Source organism: Pelagibius sp. 7325, assembly GCF_037652055.1.
Taxonomy (GTDB): domain Bacteria; phylum Pseudomonadota; class Alphaproteobacteria; order Kiloniellales; family Kiloniellaceae; genus Pelagibius.
Genome location: NZ_JBBKAH010000005.1, coordinates 176,067 through 196,784, shown reverse-complemented (window position 1 = coordinate 196,784; position 20,718 = coordinate 176,067). Strand labels below are relative to the sequence as shown.

Below are 20,718 nucleotides of genomic sequence, written 5' to 3'. Positions count from 1 at the left end.
AAATTGTCACCCGCGGGCTTGGCCCGCGGGTCCATGGAACGGCTGGGTTCGCTCAGTCCGCGCGTCGCCAGATGGTTCCGCCCGGCCCGTCTTCCAGGGTGATGCCCCGGCCCAGCAGGTCGTCGCGGATGCGGTCGGCCTCAGCGAAGTTCTTCGCTTTGCGCGCGTCGATCCGCGCGGCGATCAGCGCCTCGATTTCTTCGGCCGACAGGTCGCCTTCACCCGCCGCGCCCTTGAACCAGGCATCCGGATCGTCTTCCAGCAGACCCAGCAGCATGCCGCCGGCCAGCAGTGCGCCGGCCAGGGTTTCGCGCTTGTCTTCGTCCTTCGCCTTGTTCATCGCCGTGGCGACCTCGTGCAGCTCGGCGACGGCCAGTGGCGTGTTGAGGTCGTCGGCCAGCGCCGCCAGCATCGCCGCCGGTGGCTCGGCGTTCGGATCCGCGTCGATGCCGCGCAGCGCGCCGTACAAGCGATCCAGCTGGCCCTTGCACTCGGCGATCTTCTCGCGGGTGATGTCCAAGGGCGCGCGGTAGTGGCCGGAGAGCAGCGCGAGACGGATCGCCTCGCCGCGCAGGCCTTCTTCCAGCAACTGGCGCACGGTGAAGAAGTTGCCGAGCGACTTCGACATCTTCTCGCCGTTCACCACCACATAACCATTGTGCATCCACAGCCGCGCCATCTGCTTGGTGCCGTGGGCGCAGCGGCTCTGCGCGATCTCGTTCTCATGGTGCGGGAAGACGAGGTCGAGGCCGCCGCCGTGGATGTCGAAGACCTGGCCCAGGTGCTCCTCGGCCATCGCCGAGCATTCGATGTGCCAGCCCGGGCGGCCGCGGCCCCAGGGGCTCTCCCAGCCCGGCTGCTCGGCGGTCGACGGCTTCCACAGCACGAAGTCGGCCGCGTCCTTCTTGTAGGGCGCGACGTCGACGCGCGCGCCGGCAACCAGCGCGTCGCGGTCCAGGCGCGACAGTTCGCCATAGTCGGGCATCGAGGGCACCGAGAACAGCACGTGGCCCTCGGCCTCGTAGGCGTGGCCGTTATCGACCAGCGCCTGGATCATCGCCACCATCTGGCCGATGTGCTGGGTGGCGCGCGGCTCCACCGTCGGCCGCAGCGCGCCCAGCGCGTCCATGTCGTCGTGATAGGCCTGCGTGGTGCGCCGGGTGATCGCCTCGATCATCTCGCCGCTGTCCTTGGCGGCCTGCATGATCTTGTCGTCGACGTCGGTGAAGTTGCGCGCGTACGCGACGTGGTCGTCGCCGTAGAGATGGCGCAGCAGGCGGAACAGCACGTCGAACACTACCACCGGCCGCGCGTTGCCGATGTGCGCGAAATCGTAGACCGTCGGGCCGCAGACGTACATGCGGACGTTGTTCGGATCGAGCGGCTCGAAGCGTTCCTTGCGGCGCGTCAGCGTGTTGTGGAAATGCAGGTCCATGCGAGGAATTCCGGATCGTCTGGAAGGGGCGGCCGGCAGGCTCCGGCCATGCGGCGGGGACAGTCTTGGCCTTAGGCCAGACCGCACAGACATCGCGCGGGACGGAACTCGATCCGGATCGTCATAGGGCGGACTTTACGGCCCTGAGAGGCGAGGTCAAGAACGTTGAAGATCAGGCCGTCTTGCCGGCCAGACGCTGGGCGGCGCGCTCGCGCCCGATGAGCGGCAGCAGGGCCTTCAGCTCGGGCCCGTGGTCGAGCCCGGTGAGCGCCAGGCGCAGCGGCATGAAGAGGGCCTTGCCCTTGCGCCCCGTCGCGTCCTTCACGGCGCCGGTCCAGGTGCTCCAGGTGGCGTCGTCCCAGGGCTCCGGCGGCAGCAGGTCGGCGGCCGCGGCGGCGAAGGCGGCGTCCTCGATCTGCGGGATCACCGGTCCGCGGCAGATCGCGAGCCAAGCCTCGGCCTCGGCGAGGCGGCTGAGGTTGGGCCGCACCGCCGCCCAGAGCTCGGCGTCGAAACCGGCCGGCAGGCGCCCGGCCACGGCCTCGAAGGGCAGCCCGTGCAGCAGGCGGGCGTTCAGGTGCTCCAGCTCGGCCGGATCGAACTTCGGGGTCGCGCGGCCGAAGCGGGTGATGTCGAAGGTGTCGGCCAGGGCCTCCAGGTCCGCGAAGGGCTCGATCGGGTCCGGCGTGCCGAGGCGGGCGAGATAGCTGTTGATCGTCATCGCTTCCAGCCCGCTCTCGCGCAGGGAGGCGAGGGAGAGCGAGCCGAGGCGCTTGGAGAGCGCCTCGCCGCCGGCACCGGCGATCAGCGAGAGGTGGCCGAAGGCCGGGACGTAGCCGATGCCGTTTTGGGCCAGCGCCTGGAACAGCTGAACCTGCACCGCCGTATTGGCGACGTGATCCTCGCCGCGCAGGACATGGGTGACCGCCAGCTCGATGTCGTCGACGACGGAGGTGAGGGTGTAAAGCGGGCGGCCGTCCTCGCGCAGCAGCACCGGGTCGCTGAGGTTCTCACCCTGGAAGGAAACCGGCCCGCGGATGAGGTCCTCCCAGGCGATCTCGCCCTGCACCAGCTTGAAGCGCCAGTGCGGGCGGCGGCCCTCGGCCTCCAGCTTCGCTTTGTCGGCATCGCTGAGGGACAGCGCGGCGCGGTCGTAGATCGGCGGCCGGCCGGCGGCCAGCGCGACCTTGCGCTTGAGGCCCAATTCCTCCGGCGTCTCGTAGCAGGCATACAAGCGTCCGGCGGCCTTAAGGCGCTCGGCGGCGGCGGCATAGCGCTCGAGCCGCTCGGACTGCACCGCCTTCTCGTCCCAGGTCAGGCCCAGCCAGGTGAGGTCGGCCTCGATGGCCGCAGCGAAGGCGGGCGTCGAGCGTTCCGTGTCGGTGTCGTCGATGCGCAGCAGGAAGTGCCCGCCCTGGGCCCGCACGAACAGCCAGTTTACCAGCGCCTGGCGGGCGTTGCCGACGTGCAGCAGGCCGGTCGGGCTGGGGGCGAAACGGACTTTGAACGTCAACCAGGGCCTCGAAGCGGTAGGAGCGGGCGGCAAGGCCGCGGGGACTGGGCGCGCTTTAGGTATCACCGCCGGGCCGAAAGCGCAAAGACCGGCGTCGATGGCCGCTGCGGCGATGGCCGTCTGGCCCTGTTGGCCTCGATCGTCCGGACGGCGGGTGGCGGCGGAAGTTTTTGGCCGTTTCGTCCATAAAAATAATCAACATAGTTAAGAAGTTTTTCAGTGGATCCCCATAATTTGCATTCGACCGAGTTGGTACCCGCTGATCTATCGCGGGTCCGCGGTCGAGTGCCTGCGTCCCGATCTCAGGGGGGAAGGCAGGGTGTGGCTTGTCGCCGCCTCGCTGCTGAACCCGTTCTTATCGAGAGGGGGTATTCGCGTTTTGCGGGAAAACCTTCATCGAGATACACGGCATTTAACGCAATGTTTAGGCAAAAGGTTTATTTTTCCGGACTGCTGCCGATGGAAGAAGTCTATGCGCCGCTTCATGCGCTCGTCCCGGCCGCCGCTCGAATCTCAGGGCATCCGTAGGAGGGCCGAACTTTGATTATTCCGCTGCGCAAGAAATCCGGCAACGTAATGTCGTTCAGCCGCGACGAACTGGTCCAGATGGTCGACAACATGCCGGTTCCGGTGATGACCATGGACCTCAAGAACTTCACCATCACCTACGCCAACAAGGCGTCGCTGGACGCGCTGAAGTCGATCGAGCATGTTCTGCCCGTATCCGCGGACAGAATCGTGGGGTCCTGCGTCGATGTCTTTCACAAGCATCCCGAACATCAGCGCAAGCTGCTCTCCGATCCGAAGAACCTGCCGTGGGAGACCCGCATCGAAGTGGGCGGCGAGTATCTCGACCTGCTGGTGACGCCGATCATGGGCCGCGGCGGACGCTACCTCGGCCCGATGCTGTCCTGGAGGATCGTCACTGCCCAGGTTCGCCAGGAGCAGGAAGCGGAGACGCTGCTGACCATGCTGGACCAGATGCCGATCAACGTCATGCTGGCCGACCGCGACAGCCTGGAGATCACCTACGTCAACCAGACCAGCCTCGACACCCTGAAGCCATTGCAAGCCTTGCTGCCGGTGTCGGTGGATGAACTCAAGGGCACCTGCATCGACATCTTCCACAAACATCCCGAGCACCAGCGCGCGATGCTGCGGGATCCCGCCAACCTGCCGCACAATGCCAAGATCAAGTTGGGCAAGGAAACCTTGGACCTGCGGGTTTCAGCGGTGGTGAACAAGGCGGGCACCTACATCGGCCCGATGGTAACCTGGTCGGTGGCCACCGGCCGCGTCCGCCTGGCCGATGATTTCGAAAGCAATATCGGCGCGGTGGTGCAGACCGTTTCCTCGGCGGCGACGGAAATGCAATCCAACGCCGACGCGCTTTCCGGAACCGCCGCTTCGGCCAGCGATCAGGCCCAGGCCGTTGCCGCGGCCGCCGAACAGCTTTCCGCGGCGGCCGAGGAAATCGGCCGACAGATCTCGCAGTGCGCCTCGATCACCGGCAACGCGGTATCCGAGGCCAAGCGATCGGGCGAACTGGTGAACAGCCTGGCGATCGGTGCCCAGAAGATCGGCGAGGTGGTGACGATGATCCAGGACATCGCCGAGCAGACCAATCTGCTGGCGCTCAACGCGACCATCGAGGCGGCGCGCGCCGGCGAGATGGGCAAGGGCTTCGCCGTCGTCGCTTCGGAAGTAAAGCAGCTCGCGACCCAAACGGCCAAGGCGACGGAAGAGATCGCCCAGCAGATCGGCGAGATCCAGGGATCCACGACGTCGGCTGTCGATGCGATCAAAGTGATCACCGGCGTGATCGGCGAAATCAACGAAGTGACGACCGCGATCTCCGCGGCTGTCGAAGAGCAGCAGGCTGCGACCCGCGATGTCACCAACAACATCGGCGGCGTCTCCGGTGCGTCATCGGAGACCGGCGCCGCCGCCGGCCAGATGCGCGAGGCCGCGGGAGAGTTGAGCCGCCAGTCCAGTGAGCTGCGCCAGCGCGTGGATGGCTTCCTGGTCGAGGTGCGCAAGCTCTGACCGGCGTCGCCGCGGACCGGCGGGGCGCTCAGCGCCAGGGGCCGCGTTCGCCCGCTTGAAGGCGGGCCCGCGGCTACCCGCGTCAGGCGGGCCCGCGGAACGCGTTGGTGATCGGGTAGCGGCGGTCCTTGCCGAACGCGCGGCGGGTGATCTTCACGCCCGGGCAGGCCTGGCGGCGCTTGTACTCGGCCAGCTCCAGCATGCGCCAGACGCGATTCACCAGCTCGCGGTCGTGGCCGCGCGCGACGATGGCGTCGACGCTCTCCTCGCCTTCGATGAGGCATTTCAGAATATCGTCCAGCACCGCATAGGGCGGCAGGCTGTCCTCGTCCTTCTGGTCCGGCTTCAGCTCGGCCGAGGGTGGCTTGGTGATGATGCGCTCGGGGATGGCGCGGCCCGCCGGGCCCAGCGCGCCCTTGGGCAGCACCTGGTTGCGCCAGCGGGCGAGGTCGAAGACCATCATCTTGTAGAGGTCCTTCAGGACATTGAAGCCGCCGACCATGTCACCGTAGAGCGTCGCATAGCCGACCGAGACCTCCGACTTGTTGCCGGTCGACAGCACCATGTAGCCGAGCTTGTTGGAGATCGCCATCAGCGTCAGGCCGCGTGAACGCGCCTGGATGTTCTCTTCGGTGGTGTCGCCCGCATTGGTTTCAGCAGCGGCGCCGTTGAGGATCGGCTGCAGCATCGTATTGAAGGCCTGCATCGCCGGTTCGATGGAGACGCTGTCGATGCCGATCCCCATCAGCTGGGCGGCCTCCGCGGCATCGTCCAGGCTCTCCTGGCTGGTATAGGGTGAGGGCATCATCACCGTGTGGACGCGTTGCGGCCCCAGCGCGTCGACCGCCACCGCCGCGGTCAGCGCGGAATCGATGCCGCCGGAGAGGCCGATGATGACTCCCGGAAAGCGGTTCTTGTTCACGTAGTCGCGCAGGCCCAGCATGAGCGCGCCGTAGATCGGCTCCATGCCCCCGGCAGGCGCTTCGCGGTGCGCGGGATTGCAGGTCCAGCCGGCGGGTCCGCGATACCACTCGGTAACCTCCAGCGCTTCCTCGAAGGCCGGCAGCTGGCAGGCGAGGCCGTTGTCCTCGTTCAGGATGAAGGAGGCGCCGTCGAACACCAGCTCGTCCTGGCCGCCGACCTGGTTCACGTAGATGACCGGCAGGCTGGTCTCGTTGACCCGCTGCACGGCGAGCTGGATGCGCTCTTCGGTTTTGTCCAACTCGTAGGGCGAGCCGTTGATGACGATCAGGATCTCGGCGCCGGACTCTTCCAGGCATTCGCTGACGTCCGGCTTCCACATGTCCTCGCACACCATCACGCCCAGGCGCACGTCGCGGAAGTTTACCGGGCCGGGCAGCGGGCCGGCGCCGAACACGCGCTTCTCATCGAACACACCGTAGTTCGGCAGGTCGTGCTTGGTGCGGTGGGTGGTCACCTTGCCGCCGTCCAGCACGTAGGCGGTGTTGTAGACCTTGCCGTAGAGCGGCGGCCGGGCGGTCGGGTCCTGGCGCCACGGCCCGCCCACGATCATGCCGGGCCCGCCGTCGGCGGTGTCCAATGCCAGCGCCTGAAGGGCGCTCTCGGCCGCCTCCAGGAACATCGGCTTCAGCACCAGGTCCTCGGTAGGGTAGCCGGTGATCACCATCTCCGAGGCGATGACCAGGTCGGCGCCCCGGGCAGCCGCTTCGGCGCGCGCCTTGCGCAGCAGGGCAAGATTACCGGCGATGTCCCCCATGGTGGGGTTCAGCTGCGCGAGGGCGATCTTCAGGGTGTCGGTCATGGAAGGATACCTACTCTGACGCCCCTTGCGCCGCCAGGGCCCGGATGCGCTCGACCATGGAGAACAGGCCGTTGGCACGGTTGGGGCTGAGATGCTGTTCGAAGCCCAGCTCGCCGAGCGCCTTCTTGATGTCGACGGAGAGGATTTCCTGCGGCGTGCGGCCGTCGTAGATCGCCATCAGCACGGCGATCAGGCCCTTCACGATATGCGCGTCGCTGTCGGCAATGAAATGCAGACGGGCCGGGGGCCCGGCTTCCTCCCGGCTGACGATCCAGACCTGGCTGGTGCAGCCGCGCACCTTGGTCTCTTCCGACTTCAGGGCGTCGTCCATGGGCGTCAGCTTGCGGCCCAGGTCGATGAGATAGCGGAAGCGGTCCTCCCAGTCGTCCAGGAAGGAGAAATTGTCGATCACCTCCTGGACGCGGGGGTCGTGCAGGCCATCGTTTATGGGGGTCTCGCTCATGCCCCGAGTTATCGGCCAGCAGGCCTAGCGGCGCAACAGGAACTCGCGGCCGACCTTCACCCGCGGCACGCCGTCGTACTCCACCACGTCGGCCGTGGCATAGGTCTCGGACCATTTGTTCGGCAGGTAGGAGCCGGTGCCGATGACGTCGACCGGCGCCTTGGCCTCGGCCATCAGGCGGCACTTGGCCGGGCCGAAGCCGGAGGAGCAGACGATCCTCACCTTGTGGAAGCCTTCGCGGTCGAGACATTCGCGCATGCGCCACACGGCGGCGGCGGAAACGCCGGGGCCGACCAGGTAGCGCAACTCGTCGTCCGAGCGATAGCCGCGCAGGGCACCCGGGGCGTTGCGCTCCAGCACCGCGTAGGATTCCGGCGGATCGAGTCCTTCGATGAAGCGGCCGCCCGGGGTGTCGATGCGCACGGCGAGGCTGCCCCCGGCGGCGCGCCGCGGAAAGCGGCGGCAGCAGGTGAGGGCGTCGGTCACCTCGCGGGCGAAGTAGTCGACCAGCACGGTCATCGGCTCGTCGGGGAAGGTCTCGTCGTACATCTCGGCGGCGCGCAGGGTCGAGCCGGCATAGCCGATGAAGGCATGCGGCATGGTGCCCTTGCCCGCGTCGATGCCGAAGTAATGGGCGGTCGCGTCGGTGGCGTTACCGATGAATCCGACGGCGCCGACCTTACGGCGTGCCCGCTCGGAGCCGACCGAGGCGGCATAGGCCATCAGTTCGGCCATCTCGGTGCCCGCGCAGTGGCGTGCGTCCATCGCCAGGAAGGCGACCGCGGGCAGGTCGGCGCACATGGTGTAGGCGTTATAGGCGGCCACGCAGGTCGGTCCCAGCTTCTGCAGCAGCAGGGTTTCCAGATCCGCCAGCTGCGAGAGAGGGCCGGTGACGTAGAACATCGGCTCGCCGGCGCCGACCCACTTGCCTTCGGGATAGCGCAGGTCGACCTCGAAGGTGACGCCGCGGCGCTGGGCGATGTCCTGCAGCCAGTCCAGCGCCAGGCGCGGCGCGCAGACCACCGGGCGGCGCATGAAGACGGCGTAGGTCGCCTGGATGTCGCCGAAGCGCTCCACCGCCTTGCGCGTGCGCTTGAAGTAGACGTCGGTCCAGGCCGCGATGTCGGCCTCGGCGGTCGGCCAGCCGGCGCCGCGAACGGTCGCTTGCGGGCTTGCTTCTTGCCGGCTGTTCTTCGGGCGGCTGGGGCCTTCGGGCATCACGTTTCCTTCCACACCGTCCTGAAAGTGGGCCTCGATCGAGGCCTTAGGGCGATTTTTGCGGGAACTCTAACGCGAAGCGCGCGGCCGAAGCCAGGGGCGAAAGGCGGATGGCTGGCCTGCAAAAACCGGCCAGCCCGCGCTATAGCTCTGGCTTAGCCCCTGCCTCTGGCCCCTGTCTTAGGCCGGCCTGTCAGGCAGAGCGGGCCATAGGGGGCTTTGGCCGGCCGACGGCCACCGCCTGGCGGGCCCGCTCGCGGGAAACGCGCCGGATATCGAGGCGGGCGATGCCCATGGAGTCCAGTTCGGCATCGCTGTGCCCGGCCAGCTCGCGCTCGATGCGGCGTTCGGCGTCTCGGCGCTCCTGCAGGGACTGCACGGCGGCATCGATTTCGGCGGCCAGTTCCTGGCGGCTGTACCCGATGTCCGCGAGCAGACGGTCACTGCGCAGGGCCAGCATTTGCTTGAGCGCCCGGCGTTCGCCGAAGCGGCGCAGGCCGTCCAGGACGCGCGTGGCCCAGGACGCCGAGGCGGATGAGGCAGGGGAAGAGTCAAAGCCGGAAGAAAGGCGCGCGGCAAGAGAAGAGGTCGGATTCATCTTGAAACTCCGTCGAAACGGGCTTCTCCAACCCTGGAATGCTTGTTGTCGGCCTGTCGTGACGCGGCCTGTTGCCTGATTAGTTAGGAAGCGGCCGGTGCCGCTGTCAATGGAAAATGCTGCAGCGCACAAAATATCGGCTGGAAGCGACGCCGCAGGCCGCGAAAGGAAAAACGGGGACCCGCGATGGCGGGTCCCCGCTGTCTTCAGGCCGGCGCCCCGGGGAGCGGGGCGCGGCGCTTGCTCAGGAGGCTGCGGCCACCTTGTCGGCGTCGCCGTTCTGGCGCGCCAGGCGCTCTTCCTTCAGCGCCTCGGCGATGAGGAAGGCGAGTTCCAGCGACTGCTTGGCGTTGAGCCGCGGGTCGCAGTGGGTGTGGTAGCGGTCGCCCAGCGTCTCGTCGCTGATCGCCTGGGCGCCGCCGATGCACTCGGTGACGTCCTGGCCGGTCATCTCGAAGTGGACGCCGCCGGCGTAGGTGCCCTCGGCGCGGTGGACGGCGAAGAAGTTTTTCACCTCGGCCAGCACGCGGTCGAAGGGCCGCGTCTTGTAGCCGCTGGGCGACTTGATGGTGTTGCCGTGCATCGGATCGCAGGACCACACCACCTTCTTGCCCTCGCGCTCGACGGCACGGATGAGCGCCGGCAGGTGGTCGGCCACCTTGTCGTGGCCCATGCGGGCGATGAGCGTCAGGCGGCCGCCCTCGTTCTTCGGATTGAGGGCGTCGATCAGGCGGATCAGTTCGTCCGGATCGGTGGTCGGACCGCACTTCATGCCGATCGGGTTGTGGATGCCGCGCATGAACTCGACGTGCGCCTCGTTGGGATCGCGCGTGCGGTCGCCGATCCACAGCATGTGCGCCGAGCAGTCGTACCACTTGCCGGTCAGGCTGTCGGTGCGGGTCAGCGCCTGCTCGTACCACAGCAGCAGCGCCTCGTGGCTGGTGTAGAAGTCGGTCTCGCGCAGCTCCGGCACGGTCGCCGGCTCGATGCCGCAGGCGCGCATGAAGTTCAGCGCCTCGTCGATGCGGTTGGCCAGTTCGTTGTAGCGCAGGCCCTGGGCACCGTCGGAGACGAACTCCAGGTTCCACTGGTGCACCTTGTGCAGGTCGGCGAAGCCGCCCTGGGCGAAGGCGCGCAGCAGGTTCAGCGTCGCGGCGGCCTGGTTGTAGGCGCGCACCAGGCGCTCCGGATCCGGCTCGCGGGACTCCTTGGTGAAGTCGATGCCGTTGATGATGTCGCCGCGGTAGCTCGGCAACTCGACGCCGTCGATCACCTCAGTGGGTGCCGAGCGCGGCTTGGCGAACTGGCCGGCCATGCGGCCGACCTTCACGATCGGGCAGGCGGCGCCGAACGTCAGCACCACTGCCATCTGCAGCATGACGCGGAAGGTGTCGCGGATGTTGTTGGCGTGGAACTCGGCGAAGCTTTCCGCGCAGTCGCCGCCCTGGAGCAGAAAAGCCTTGCCGTCGGCCACCTGGTTCAGCTGCTCGCGCAGGCGGCGTGCCTCGCCGGCAAAAACCAGCGGCGGATAGTTGGAGAGCTGCTTCTCCACACGCTCCAGCGCGGTCTTGTCGGCGTAGTCCGGCACCTGCCGGATCGGCTTTTTGCGCCAGCTGTCGGGCGCCCAGGGGGTGGCCATGGCGGACCTCTTTCATTCCTGTACTTCAGTAGGACCGCCGGTTTTACGCGCCTTGGCCCCCTTTTTCCACAGGAAAAGCCCTCATTCAGGCCGCCGTAACCGGCGGTTAACCCTGGAGTCGCGCGGATTTCCGGCAGTCTCGCTCCGATCTCCCCAGATTAGCGGGAAAACCCTAAGCAAAACCTGTCCCCGCAGGCGCCAGGGCGTCTAGTCCTCCAGCAGGTATTCGAGGGTCGAGACTACGCGGACGGTCTTCAGGATCTGCTTGGCTTCCTGGGCATTGGGAATGTCGTCGCGCGGCAGGATCTGGAAGACGCCCTGGTTGGCGCGGCGGATGCCGCCGACGCGGCTGCCGGAATCGGCGGCGAACTGCTCGGCGCCTTCGCGCGCGTTGGCCGTCGCCTGGGCGATCATCGCCGGCTTCAGGTCGTTGAGGCCGGTGAAGATGTAGGTCGGCCCGGCGGTCCACTGGTTCTCGTCCGACATCACCAGGCCGGCGGAAACCAGTTCGCCCAGACGGCCCATCAGGCCGACCACCTGCTGCACCTTGGTCGTCCGCAGGGTGAGGGTCTGGGCAATGATGAAGCGGCTGTCGACGCTGCCCTGCTGGTACTGCTGGGCGAGGCGGTCGGTCACCTGCAGGTCGACGCCGGCGAACTCCTCTTCGGTGAAGCCGCTGGCAGCGAGGAAGTCGCGCACCCGTCGGGCGTCGTCCTCGATCTTCCGCTGCACGGCGCCGAGGTCGTTGCCGGTGGCGACGAAGCGCAGCGGCCAGACCGCGAGATCAGCCTCCACCTCGCGCTCGGCGAGGCCCTTGACGGTGACATAGCGGTCGCTGGTGCGGCCTTTGAGAAAGCCGTCGCCGACGAACCAGCCGGCCAGCGCGACGGCGACGGCGAGGACCAGGGCGGCGGCGAGGCCGAAGGGATTGTTGGGCATGGGGTGTTCCGCGATCTGAGGGGCCGGCGCCTGATGGTCTGGCGGGTGATTGTCCGGAGATTGTGCCGGACTCTGCTCCGGCGATATGGCGATTCCAAGGCGCGCCCGGGACGATTCCGGGGGAGCCTCGCTTGACGCCCGCGTCGGAAACCGGGAAGGTCGCCGCTTCGCGTTCGCCACAAGCCCCCTCTCATGAGCCCTACGCAAGATCCTCTCGAAACCGCACGCGCGGCGCTGCAGCCCGGCGAGGCGCTGCTGTGGGCCGACCGGCCGGACCCCCGGGTCCTGGCACGGGCGCGGCTGCCGCACACGATCCGCGGGGTGCTGGGCCTGGTGGTGATCGGCGGCTTCCTGTGGCTGAGCTTCATCCCCGACTGGCCGGGCGGCCTGCGCGGCTTGCTCTTTGCGATATTCATCGGCGCCGCGCTGCTCTACGCGCTGTGGCTGGCGGCGGCGCCACTTTTTGCGCAGCGAGCGGCGGCCAACACGGTCTACGCGGTCACCGACCGCCGCGTGCTGGTGCTGGAGGACTGGCCGCGGCAACGCCGGCGCGCCTTCGGCCCCGGCGACCTCGACGACACCCTGGTCACGCCGGTGGCCCCGGGTCCCATGGGGATCGTTGTCTTCGTCAACCGCAAGCTGCCCTGGTGGCAGCGCGGCCTGGGCAACAACTACCGCATCGAGGCCTTCTTCGGCATCGCCGACGCCCCGCAGGTCGCCGCGCGCATCGACGCGCTGAAGGCCGGGGCGAAGCGGGCGGATCAGCCGCCGGAGGGCCCCGCCAGCGGGCGGTAACCGCCGGACAAAAGACCAGCGGGCGGTAGCCGCCGCACAAAAGAACGGCGGGAGGCCCTGGGGGAAGGCCGCCCGCCGTCGAGGCTAGCAGGTTGAGGTTCTGGCGTTTTGAGCCTGCCAGAAGGGCTGTCCGGTAACGGCGGGTCGTTCAGGGGCGCCAGAACGGCTTGCGGGCTTCCTCGCGCAGTTCGTGCGGGTCGAGGCCCATGTCGCTCAGCAGGTAGTCCGGCAGCCGCTGCAGGTAGTCGCGGTCGCGGATGCGCGTCTGCCAGCGCACCAGCGGCCGGGCGGCCGCCATCACGATCCAGGCGAGGGCACGCAGCAGGGGGTTGCGCACCAGGCGCCAGCGGGCATCCGGCCGCCCGAGGTCGCTCTGCTGGCCGCGGGAGGTGGAGAGACGGAGAGTGGCGGGGACCCGGCGAGAGGCCCCGTTCGAAAGGCTCGACATTAGGTCACCTGATTGGCTCGGGTTGCGAGGGCGTTGACAGAACGGCTTGCTTCTGACCAGAAATATCCAGCATCGGCCGATTTCCGACAAACCATCATTTATAATGGCTGATATAAGTTGAGCTAATGTGACGGACTTGCGGGAGAACCCCTGATGGCGGCCCTGCCGCTGCCCGCGCTGCGCACCTTCGAGGTCGCGGCCCGGCACCTCAGCTTCACCAAGGCGGCGGCCGAGCTGCACGTCACCCAGGGCGCGGTCAGCCAGCAGATCAAGCAGCTGGAGGCCAGCCTGGGCTTTGCCCTGTTCCACCGCGGCGCGCGCGGCCTGACCCTGACGGAAAAGGGCCGCGACCTCGCCGAGACGGCGGAGAGCGCCTTCCGCCGCCTGTTTCACAAGATCGAGGAACTGCGTCAGGAGCAGGAGGGCGGCATCCTGACAGTGACCGTCAGTCCGTCCCTGGCGGTGAAGTGGCTGATTCCGCGCCTCGGGCGCTTCCACCAGCGCCATCCCGAGGTCGACCTGCGCATCCGCCCCGATCCGACCCTGGTCGACCTGCACGCCGAGGCCGACACCGTCGACATGGCGATCCGCTTCGGCCAGGGCCCCTTTCCGGACCTGGCGGCGGTGCCCTTCATGCACGAGACGGTCTTTGCCGTGGCGAGCCCGGATCTGCTCGCCAAGGGACCGCCGCTGCGCCGCGCCCGCGACCTCGTCCACCACACGCTGCTGCACAGCGAGTCGGTGCGCATCGAGGTGAACTCCATGGCCAACTGGGAGGTCTGGCTCACGCTGTTGAACGTGCGCGGCGTCAACGCCACCGCGGGCCCGACCTTCCCCAGCAGCTACATGCTGCTGCAGGCGGCGATCCACGGCCAGGGCGTGGCGCTCACCTGGGCGGCGCTGGCCGACGACGACCTGCGCGCCGGCCGGCTGGTGCGCCTCTTCGACCGCGCGATCGAGGGCTCGATGAGCTATTTCGCGCTGACCACCGAGGCGGCCGCGCGCAAGCCGAAGGTGATCGCCTTCCGCGACTGGCTGGTGGAGGAGGGCCGCGCCTTCACCCACGGCGCCGCGCCGCCGGATCAGGATGTGCCGCTGGTGTGATTCCTGGCTCATGGGGAGGGAGGGTAGGCGGCCGCTGCCGGGGCCTATATCCGAAAGCTGCGCGGGCCCTTAAGTTGACGTACCCCCCGGGCTGTGGTGAATAGCCCCCAAAAGGGGCGCGGGCCTGGTTGAGCGCGTTGGGAACAACGGGCCGGGGCGAGCGGGTCAGGACGGAAAATGGTGAACGACAGGCGGGTCTATCTCTTCGATTCGACCCTGCGCGACGGGGCGCAGACCCAGGGCGTGGACTTCACGGTCCCCGACAAGGGCGCCATCGCGCGGGCTCTCGACAAGCTGGGCATCGACTACGTCGAAGGCGGCTGGCCCGGTGCCAATCCCACCGACGACGCCTTCTTCGCCGACCCGCCGGCCTTTAAGACCAGCCGCTTCGTCGCTTTCGGGATGACCCGTCGGCCCGGGCGCAGCGCCGACAACGATCCCGGCCTCGCGGCGCTGGTGAACTCCAAGGCCGACGCCGTCTGCATGGTCGGCAAGACCTGGGACTTCCATGTCGATGTCGCGCTGGAGATCCCGCGCGCCGAAAACGTCGCCATGATTGGCGAGTCCGTTGCCCATGCCCTCACCCGCAAGAGCGAGGTGATGTTCGACGCCGAGCACTTCTTCGACGGCTTCAAGGCCAACCCGGCCTACGCCCTGGAGTGCATCGAGGCGGCGCACAAGGCCGGCGCGCGCTGGGTCGTGCTCTGCGACACCAACGGCGGCACCCTGCCGCAGGAGATCGAGCGTATCGTCGGCACGGTCTGCGAGCGCATTCCGGGCACGCAAGTCGGCATCCACTGCCACAACGACACCGAGAACGCGGTGGCCAACTCGCTGGCGGCGATCCACGCCGGCGCGCGCCAGGTGCAGGGCACGGTCAACGGCCTGGGCGAGCGCTGCGGCAACGCCAACCTCATCTCGCTGATCGCGTCGCTGAAACTGAAGACGGATTTCGACATTGGCCTCGACGACCACGCGCTGTCGCAGCTGACCCACGTATCGCGGCTGCTGGACGAGCGGCTGAACCGGCAGCCGTCGCGCGGCGCCGCCTACGTCGGCGAGTCCGCCTTCGCGCACAAGGGCGGCCTGCATGTCTCCGCCGTCGCCAAGGACCCGCGCACCTACGAGCACATCGACCCCGCACTGGTCGGCAACCGCCGCCACATCGTGGTGTCGGATCAGGCCGGGCGCGCCAACATCCTCGCGCGCCTCGGTGAGATCGGCATCGATCTCGATCCCAAAGACCCGCACGTGAACAAGCTGGTCGAGGAGGTGAAGGCGCGTGAGTTCGAGGGCTTCGCCTACGACGGCGCCGAGGCTTCCTTCGAGCTGCTGGCGCGGCGCGCGCGGGGCGAGGTGCCGGGCTACTTCTCGCTGACCCGCTTTCGCATCATGGACGACCGCCGCTGGAACGCGAAGGGCGAGCTGGTCACCGAGTCCGAGGCAACGGTGACCCTGGAGGTCGCCGGGCACGCCAAGATGGAGGTCGCCGACGGCAACGGCCCGGTGAACGCACTCGACACCGCGCTGCGCAAGGCGCTCGTGCCGATCTATCCGCAGCTTCAGGACATGCGCCTGGTCGACTACAAGGTGCGTATCCTGACGCCGCAGGCCGGCACCCGCGCGGTTACCCGCGTGATGATCGAAAGCGCCGATGCCAACGGCCGGCGCTGGACCACCATCGGCGTCTCCACCAACATCATCGATGCCTCCTTCAACGCGCTGCACGACGGCATCACCTGGAAGCTGTTCCAGGATGGCGCGGCCGTTCCGCGGGAGGCGGCGCAATGAGACGAGCTTTCCTGGCCTTCGCTGCCGCATTGCTCGCGGCACTGCCGTTGCCTTTGGCTGCACAGACCTCGGGTCAGGCGGAGGAGCCCTCCGCGGTGGAGGCCACCGAGGGCGCCGAGGTGGTCCGCGCCGAGGTGCTGACCGCGTTCAAGCGGCTGGTGGCGCGCGGTGAGGCGCGTCCGCTCTTCGGCCTGCCGGAGGCTGAGTTCTGGCGTCGCCGGGGCGAGCTCACCGTCGCGCTGCTGTCTGCCGAGGCGGATACGCTGCGGTCGATCTACCAGGGCGCCGCGGCCCCCTTCGCCGCTGCCTCGGGTGTGTCAATCGACCTGGTCGAAAGCGGCCCGCTGCCGGCGGCAGGCGACAATGTCGCCGCCTTCGTCCCGCAGGCGGATCTGGTCATCGTGATCGGCCCGCGCAGCCGTCTGGTCGAGCTCGCCACCGGCAGCGATTTCAACCGCGGCATGCTGGCGCGTTTCGAGATCGGCACCTGGCCCTTCATGTTCTCCTTCGCGCCCGACGCGCGGCGCCGCGGCGTGGTGCTGCTGGCCGACGACGAGCCGGAGCGCGCGCGCGAGGCTTCCTTCATCCTGGCGACGGTCTGGGGTCTCGGGGCCGTCACCCTGGGGCCGGAGCTGACCGGCCTGGTCGCCAACGCAGAGGAGGGGCCGATGCTGACGCCGCTGGGCGAGGCGGTGTTCCGGCTGTTCTTCCATCCCGATCTCGAAGTCGGCATGCCGCTCGCCGATGCGGTGCAGCGCGCCGAGACCCTGCTGCCGCAGTAGGGCGGCGTTCAATGTCCGGCACAGATCGTTCCCGCACCACCGACCTGCCGCCGGGCCCGGCCGTCATCCTGGTCGAACCGCAGCTGGGCGAGAACATCGGCATGGTGGCGCGCGCCATGCTGAACTGCGGCCTCACCGAACTGCGCCTGGTGCGCCCGCGCGACGGCTGGCCCAATCCGCTCGCCATCGCCGCTGCCTCCGGGGCCGACGCCGTCATCGAGAATGCAAAGCTCTTCGACTCGACCGCCGCGGCCATCGCCGACCTGCACCGCGTCTACGCCACCACGGCACGGCCGCGTGGCATGGTGAAGCTGATCGTCACGCCGGCGCAGGCGGCCGCGGAGCTGCGCCAGGAAGCGGCGGCGGGCCGCAGCTGCGGCCTCATGTTCGGACCGGAGCGCTCCGGCCTCGTGAACGACGACATCGCGCTGGCCGATGCGGCGCTCACCGTCCCGCTCAACCCCGCTTTCGCTTCGCTGAACCTCGCCCAGGCCGTGCTGCTGGTCGGCCATGCCTGGTTTCTTGCCGGCGACGAGACGCCGCCGCGCTACCTGGAGACCAACGCCGGCCAGCCTGCCAGCAAGGCGGAGATGGAGAACTTCTTCCAGCGCCTGGAGGCTGAACTCGACATCACGGGCTTCCTCTTCCCGCCGGAAAAGGTGCCGAGCATGCTGCGGAACCTGCGCAACATGTTCCTGCGCATGGCGCCGACGGAGAACGAGGTGAACACGCTGCACGGCGTGATCGTCGCCCTGCGCGACAAGAAGGGCCGCGCGCGGCGCGCCGAGGAAGCCCGGCAGCAGAAGAAAAAGGCGCAGCGGGCAGACGACTAATCCCCGGCTCGGCCGGCATCGAACATTCGATCAACGACAACACTGCGGAGGAAGGAAATGGCGAAGACGGCATTGGTGACGGGCGCGAGTTCGGGCATCGGCAGGGCGGTGGCGCTGGCCCTGGCGAAGGCGGGCTATCGCGTCGCGATCTGCGCGCGGCGCGAGGAGGGACTGAAGGCAACCGACACCGAAGCCGGCGGCAACTTGTTGGTGCTGCCCTGCGACGTCAGCGATCCGGACGCGGTCGCCGCGATGTTCGCCAGGATCGAGCAGGCGTTCGGCCGCCTCGACGTGATCTTCAACAACGCGGGCACCAACGTGCCGGCGACCAATTTCGGCGACCTCGAATGGAGCGCCTGGAAGAAGGTCATCGACGTGAACCTCCACGGCATGTTTCTCTGCGCCTCCGCGGCCTTCAAGCTGATGCAGCGCCAAAAGCCGCAGGGCGGGCGCATCATCAACAACGGCTCCATTTCGGCGCATGCGCCGCGGCCGGGCTCGGCGCCTTATACGTCTTCGAAGCACGCGGTGACGGGCCTCACCCGCTCGATCTCCCTCGACGGGCGGCCCTACGACATCGCCTGCGGCCAGATCGACATCGGCAACGCCGCCTCGCACATGACCGAGCGCATGGCCCAGGGCGTGCCGCAGGCCGATGGCACGATCAAGCCGGAGCCGACCATGGATGTGCAGCACGTGGCCAATGCCGTCGTGCACATGGCCGATCTGCCGCCGGAGGCCAACGTGCAGTTCATGACCATCATGTCGACCAAGATGCCCTTCATCGGGCGGGGATAGAGTTGACGTGATTGCCACGCGCCGGTGTCGTCCCGGGGCTTGACCCCGGGACCCATTGGCGTCAGTGCGTGGCAACGCTCAGAGAAGTTTGCATCCTCAGTGCCTGCCGCACCAATTTCTCTGAGGTTCAATGAGCGGATAGGGCAATGGGTCCTGGCATCAAGTGCCGGGACGACAGGTTTGGCTGTGGCGCTGCCGAATGTCGCCTGCATGGACGCGAGAGAACATTGCATCCTTTCGCCCCGCCGCTACTCCGCCCGCTTCACCGATGAGCCGCTGTCCAGCAGCGGGGCCGCATCGAGGTCGGCGGCGCCCATCATCGCGGCAATCTCGTCCAGGGTCGTGATGATGCGATCCTGGCGCGCGGCACTGAGGCCGCTGAAGGCCTCGGTGAATTTCTCGTGCAGCAGCGGCGGTGTCTTGGCCAGCAGGTTGCGGCCGCGCCGCGTGAGGCGCCCGTGCACCACGCGGCGGTCGGCGGTGCTGCGATAGCGCTCGACCAGGCCGCGTTCCTCCAGGCGATCGAGAATCGTCGTTACCGTGCCTTGGCTGAGGCTGACGCGGCGCGACAGCTGGCCGGTGGTCACCTCGCCGAGGTCGCGCACTGCCTGCAGCACCACGGCCTGCGGCGTGGTTAACCCGACGTCGCGGGCGAGCTGTTTGGAATGCAGATCGGTGGCGCGGATGATCCGCCTCAGCGCCGTCAGGACGTCCTGGCTGCGGGCCGCGGTGGTGCCCAGGCGGCCACGCCGCGCCGGGTTCTGCTTGGTTGTCTGCATCGAGAAAGGCCCCTGTTTCCGCGCTTTTCAAGCTGCCCGGCACCCCGGCCAAGTACTTTGACTTGAAAAGTTTTCAGCTGAAAATATATTAGAAGTGATGCAGGCGGCGCTCAAGCAACAACGCGCGTGCGCGGGAGACGGCAGTAGCTCCCATGATGCGGCCCAGCGAACCCTTCCCCACAGAAAATCAATCGACTCGAGCGAAAGGTAAGAACCCATGAGGCTTAGCGAACTGCAGACCCAGCGCATTCAGGAGCAGACCGGCGCCAGCGTGGTGCCGGACGACAACCCGTCGATGCCGGCGCTGAAGCAGAATTTCGGCGATCACACTTTCTTCCTCGACGCCGACGGCCTGCACATCTGGGAGTCGGTGGCCGAGAACCCCGATGACAAGGCAAAGCTGGTCGGCGTGCGCATTGCGTCGTGGAGCAGCGACGAGAAGAAGTCCCTGGTGCCCCACGAGCCGGCGCCGAGCCAGGTCCTCGAGGCGCCCGAGGCGGACGCCTGAGCCTGAGGGAGGCGACGATGCGGCGGGCAGCAGCCGACCCGGAGGCGGGGCTCCCGCGGGAAGCGGGAACGCCGCGGCCACCGCCTGAGCGGCCGCCGGAACCGGTACGGCCGCCGCCGGCACCGGATCCGGACAAGCCCCCGATCGAGATCCCGCCGGACCAGCCCGATCGGCCGGAGATTCCGCCCGATGAACCCGAGCGGCCGGAAGTGCCGCCCGACCGGCCGGAGCATCCGGAGATCCCGCCCGACGAGCCGCCGGACTTTCCGGAGCGTCCGGAGATTCCGCCCGAGGAACCGGACCGCCCACCGCCGTCACCCTTGTGAATGAAAACACCCTCGCCCGCCGGCGAGGGTGTTTTCACATCGCTCGCGGTTTAGCCGCAACGCTTCTGCATACACCGTTGTCGTCCCGGGGCTTGACCCCGGGACCCATTGGCGTCAGCGCGTGGCGATAAGGTGTGACGGTTGCATCCCCGCTGGCCGCGAGCACCGGATGCTCTGTCCATGATCGGTCAATCGGCCAGGGCATTGGGTCCCGGGATCAAGTCCCGGGACGACAGCCGTGGTTTGGCAAGGGCGAAGCTCTACAGCATCCGAAGTGTGTGAATCCTGTAACGCCGGCCGGCGAGGGGGTTTTCGATTCTTCGGCCGTTATTCCAGGAGGAAGCGCCCGATGGTTTCGAGGCCGCCATCCTCCGCCACGCGCAGAATCACCACTTCGCCCGAACGCGGGTAAATGCCGGTGAGGGCGGTGACGTTTACCTGGTGGCTGACCAGCAGGGCGGTTTCTTCCGCCGGCAGGCCGGCCAGCAGGCGGCGCAGCGCTGCGGTCTGCGCCGGTTCCGTGCTGCGGTCGGCGAAAAAGGAGTTGAGCGCCGGCTCCTCGCGCACCGGACCGACGTCCAGCAGCGCCGCGGTCTCCGCCGAGCGGCACCATTGGCTTGTCAGCACCTGGTCGACCGTCACGCCGGCATCGCGGATCGCGGCGCCGATGGCGCGTGCCTGCGCGCGCCCGCGCTCGTCCAGATTGCGCTGGGTCGCGCAGTCGCCCAGCGTGAAACCGGGCGGATCGCCGGTGCCCGGCGCGATGGCGTGGCGCAGGATGGCATGGGTGCGCGGCTCGGCCAGGCGCTGCAGCGCTTCGCTCGCCTTCGCCGGGCTGCCGGCCACGATGGCGGCCGAGAGGATCAGCGTGGCCAGGGCTGTGCGCAGGAGGGGTCCGTTCATGCGGTATGACCTAGAGG

General features: G+C 68.0%; 20 protein-coding genes. 9 read left to right on the top strand and 11 right to left on the bottom strand.

The genetic code is table 11. From position 1 onward, the window contains the following. Positions 1–52 precede the first annotated feature (52 nt). Together cysS and gltX are read right to left on the bottom strand one after the other, a co-directional pair. The gene (gene cysS, locus WDC82_RS15970; protein WP_340118351.1) at positions 53–1,435 is read right to left on the bottom strand and encodes a cysteine--tRNA ligase; all 1,383 of its coding nucleotides are present in this window, start codon (positions 1,433–1,435) and stop codon (positions 53–55) included. A 172-nt stretch (positions 1,436–1,607) separates the two neighbouring features. Then, positions 1,608–2,948, bottom strand: a complete 1,341-nt coding sequence (gene gltX, locus WDC82_RS15965; protein ID WP_340118350.1) for a glutamate--tRNA ligase — start codon at positions 2,946–2,948, stop codon at positions 1,608–1,610. Between the two features lie 540 nt (positions 2,949–3,488). Here gltX and WDC82_RS15960 point away from each other — a divergent pair. Further along, on the top strand, positions 3,489–4,994 hold the full coding sequence (locus WDC82_RS15960) for a methyl-accepting chemotaxis protein (RefSeq protein ID WP_340118349.1): 1,506 nt from the start codon (positions 3,489–3,491) through the stop codon (positions 4,992–4,994). 82 nt (positions 4,995–5,076) lie between these two features. Here the strand turns inward: WDC82_RS15960 and WDC82_RS15955 are convergent, their stop codons facing one another. The 6 genes from WDC82_RS15955 to WDC82_RS15930 form a co-directional block, all read right to left on the bottom strand. Next, the gene (locus tag WDC82_RS15955) at positions 5,077–6,777 is read right to left on the bottom strand and encodes an NAD+ synthase (protein WP_340118348.1); all 1,701 of its coding nucleotides are present in this window, start codon (positions 6,775–6,777) and stop codon (positions 5,077–5,079) included. Between the two features lie 10 nt (positions 6,778–6,787). Then, entirely contained in the window at positions 6,788–7,240 is a 453-nt protein-coding gene (locus WDC82_RS15950) for a SufE family protein (protein ID WP_340118347.1), read from the bottom strand. A 24-nt stretch (positions 7,241–7,264) separates the two neighbouring features. After that, the gene (locus tag WDC82_RS15945; RefSeq protein WP_340118346.1) at positions 7,265–8,458 is read right to left on the bottom strand and encodes a nicotinate phosphoribosyltransferase; all 1,194 of its coding nucleotides are present in this window, start codon (positions 8,456–8,458) and stop codon (positions 7,265–7,267) included. A gap of 193 nt (positions 8,459–8,651) precedes the next feature. After that, the gene (locus WDC82_RS15940) at positions 8,652–9,056 is read right to left on the bottom strand and encodes a hypothetical protein (RefSeq protein ID WP_340118345.1); all 405 of its coding nucleotides are present in this window, start codon (positions 9,054–9,056) and stop codon (positions 8,652–8,654) included. A 244-nt stretch (positions 9,057–9,300) separates the two neighbouring features. Beyond that, positions 9,301–10,695 carry a class II 3-deoxy-7-phosphoheptulonate synthase gene (locus tag WDC82_RS15935; RefSeq protein ID WP_340118344.1) on the bottom strand — a complete coding sequence of 465 codons (1,395 nt, stop codon included), beginning with the start codon at positions 10,693–10,695 and terminating at the stop codon, positions 9,301–9,303. A gap of 207 nt (positions 10,696–10,902) precedes the next feature. Beyond that, positions 10,903–11,634, bottom strand: coding sequence for an SIMPL domain-containing protein (locus tag WDC82_RS15930; RefSeq protein WP_340118343.1), 732 nt, complete (start codon positions 11,632–11,634; stop codon positions 10,903–10,905). A gap of 192 nt (positions 11,635–11,826) precedes the next feature. Between WDC82_RS15930 and WDC82_RS15925 the strand changes: the two genes are divergently transcribed. Then, complete coding sequence (locus tag WDC82_RS15925) at positions 11,827–12,429, top strand: hypothetical protein (protein ID WP_340118342.1); 603 nt, start codon at positions 11,827–11,829, stop codon at positions 12,427–12,429. 148 nt (positions 12,430–12,577) lie between these two features. On the opposite strand, the gene WDC82_RS15920 is transcribed toward WDC82_RS15925, so the two are convergent. Then, positions 12,578–12,877, bottom strand: a complete 300-nt coding sequence (locus tag WDC82_RS15920; RefSeq protein ID WP_340118341.1) for a DUF1127 domain-containing protein — start codon at positions 12,875–12,877, stop codon at positions 12,578–12,580. A 153-nt stretch (positions 12,878–13,030) separates the two neighbouring features. Here WDC82_RS15920 and gcvA point away from each other — a divergent pair, with 153 nt between their 5' ends. The 5 genes from gcvA to WDC82_RS15895 all read left to right on the top strand — a co-directional run bounded on the left by gcvA (position 13,031) and on the right by WDC82_RS15895 (position 18,185). After that, positions 13,031–13,981 (top strand): transcriptional regulator GcvA, encoded by a 951-nt coding sequence (gene gcvA, locus WDC82_RS15915; protein WP_340118340.1) that lies wholly within the window; start codon positions 13,031–13,033, stop codon positions 13,979–13,981. Between the two features lie 177 nt (positions 13,982–14,158). Beyond that, positions 14,159–15,772 (top strand): citramalate synthase, encoded by a 1,614-nt coding sequence (gene cimA / locus WDC82_RS15910; protein ID WP_340118339.1) that lies wholly within the window; start codon positions 14,159–14,161, stop codon positions 15,770–15,772. Next, positions 15,769–16,554 (top strand): hypothetical protein, encoded by a 786-nt coding sequence (locus WDC82_RS15905; protein ID WP_340118338.1) that lies wholly within the window; start codon positions 15,769–15,771, stop codon positions 16,552–16,554. The genes cimA and WDC82_RS15905 overlap by 4 nt, the downstream gene beginning before the upstream one ends. A gap of 11 nt (positions 16,555–16,565) precedes the next feature. Further along, positions 16,566–17,387, top strand: coding sequence for an RNA methyltransferase (locus tag WDC82_RS15900; protein WP_340118337.1), 822 nt, complete (start codon positions 16,566–16,568; stop codon positions 17,385–17,387). A gap of 57 nt (positions 17,388–17,444) precedes the next feature. After that, entirely contained in the window at positions 17,445–18,185 is a 741-nt protein-coding gene (locus tag WDC82_RS15895) for an SDR family oxidoreductase (protein WP_340118336.1), read from the top strand. A 248-nt stretch (positions 18,186–18,433) separates the two neighbouring features. Here the strand turns inward: WDC82_RS15895 and WDC82_RS15890 are convergent, their stop codons facing one another. Continuing rightward, on the bottom strand, positions 18,434–18,964 hold the full coding sequence (locus WDC82_RS15890; protein ID WP_340118335.1) for a MarR family transcriptional regulator: 531 nt from the start codon (positions 18,962–18,964) through the stop codon (positions 18,434–18,436). A 217-nt stretch (positions 18,965–19,181) separates the two neighbouring features. Between WDC82_RS15890 and WDC82_RS15885 the strand changes: the two genes are divergently transcribed. Next, the gene (locus WDC82_RS15885; RefSeq protein WP_340118334.1) at positions 19,182–19,472 is read left to right on the top strand and encodes a hypothetical protein; all 291 of its coding nucleotides are present in this window, start codon (positions 19,182–19,184) and stop codon (positions 19,470–19,472) included. Positions 19,473–19,489: 17 nt separating this feature from the next. After that, positions 19,490–19,798 carry a hypothetical protein gene (locus tag WDC82_RS15880; RefSeq protein ID WP_340118333.1) on the top strand — a complete coding sequence of 103 codons (309 nt, stop codon included), beginning with the start codon at positions 19,490–19,492 and terminating at the stop codon, positions 19,796–19,798. 327 nt (positions 19,799–20,125) lie between these two features. Here the strand turns inward: WDC82_RS15880 and WDC82_RS15875 are convergent, their stop codons facing one another. Beyond that, complete coding sequence (locus WDC82_RS15875) at positions 20,126–20,701, bottom strand: histidine phosphatase family protein (RefSeq protein ID WP_340118332.1); 576 nt, start codon at positions 20,699–20,701, stop codon at positions 20,126–20,128. Positions 20,702–20,718 lie beyond the last annotated feature (17 nt).

What these genes read in the sequence shown, in the direction of transcription:
- cysS (WP_340118351.1), bottom strand. Translation starts at nt 1,435, where the DNA reads ATGGACCTGCATTTCCACAACACGCTGACGCGCCGCAAGGAACGCTTC.
- WDC82_RS15955 (WP_340118348.1), bottom strand. Translation starts at nt 6,777, where the DNA reads ATGACCGACACCCTGAAGATCGCCCTCGCGCAGCTGAACCCCACCATG.
- WDC82_RS15950 (WP_340118347.1), bottom strand. Translation starts at nt 7,240, where the DNA reads ATGAGCGAGACCCCCATAAACGATGGCCTGCACGACCCCCGCGTCCAG.
- WDC82_RS15945 (WP_340118346.1), bottom strand. Translation starts at nt 8,458, where the DNA reads ATGCCCGAAGGCCCCAGCCGCCCGAAGAACAGCCGGCAAGAAGCAAGC.
- WDC82_RS15940 (WP_340118345.1), bottom strand. Translation starts at nt 9,056, where the DNA reads ATGAATCCGACCTCTTCTCTTGCCGCGCGCCTTTCTTCCGGCTTTGAC.
- WDC82_RS15935 (WP_340118344.1), bottom strand. Translation starts at nt 10,695, where the DNA reads ATGGCCACCCCCTGGGCGCCCGACAGCTGGCGCAAAAAGCCGATCCGG.
- WDC82_RS15930 (WP_340118343.1), bottom strand. Translation starts at nt 11,634, where the DNA reads ATGCCCAACAATCCCTTCGGCCTCGCCGCCGCCCTGGTCCTCGCCGTC.
- WDC82_RS15925 (WP_340118342.1), top strand. Translation starts at nt 11,827, where the DNA reads ATGAGCCCTACGCAAGATCCTCTCGAAACCGCACGCGCGGCGCTGCAG.
- WDC82_RS15920 (WP_340118341.1), bottom strand. Translation starts at nt 12,877, where the DNA reads ATGTCGAGCCTTTCGAACGGGGCCTCTCGCCGGGTCCCCGCCACTCTC.
- gcvA (WP_340118340.1), top strand. Translation starts at nt 13,031, where the DNA reads ATGGCGGCCCTGCCGCTGCCCGCGCTGCGCACCTTCGAGGTCGCGGCC.
- cimA (WP_340118339.1), top strand. Translation starts at nt 14,159, where the DNA reads ATGGTGAACGACAGGCGGGTCTATCTCTTCGATTCGACCCTGCGCGAC.
- WDC82_RS15905 (WP_340118338.1), top strand. Translation starts at nt 15,769, where the DNA reads ATGAGACGAGCTTTCCTGGCCTTCGCTGCCGCATTGCTCGCGGCACTG.
- WDC82_RS15900 (WP_340118337.1), top strand. Translation starts at nt 16,566, where the DNA reads ATGTCCGGCACAGATCGTTCCCGCACCACCGACCTGCCGCCGGGCCCG.
- WDC82_RS15895 (WP_340118336.1), top strand. Translation starts at nt 17,445, where the DNA reads ATGGCGAAGACGGCATTGGTGACGGGCGCGAGTTCGGGCATCGGCAGG.
- WDC82_RS15890 (WP_340118335.1), bottom strand. Translation starts at nt 18,964, where the DNA reads ATGCAGACAACCAAGCAGAACCCGGCGCGGCGTGGCCGCCTGGGCACC.
- WDC82_RS15885 (WP_340118334.1), top strand. Translation starts at nt 19,182, where the DNA reads ATGAGGCTTAGCGAACTGCAGACCCAGCGCATTCAGGAGCAGACCGGC.
- WDC82_RS15880 (WP_340118333.1), top strand. Translation starts at nt 19,490, where the DNA reads ATGCGGCGGGCAGCAGCCGACCCGGAGGCGGGGCTCCCGCGGGAAGCG.
- WDC82_RS15875 (WP_340118332.1), bottom strand. Translation starts at nt 20,701, where the DNA reads ATGAACGGACCCCTCCTGCGCACAGCCCTGGCCACGCTGATCCTCTCG.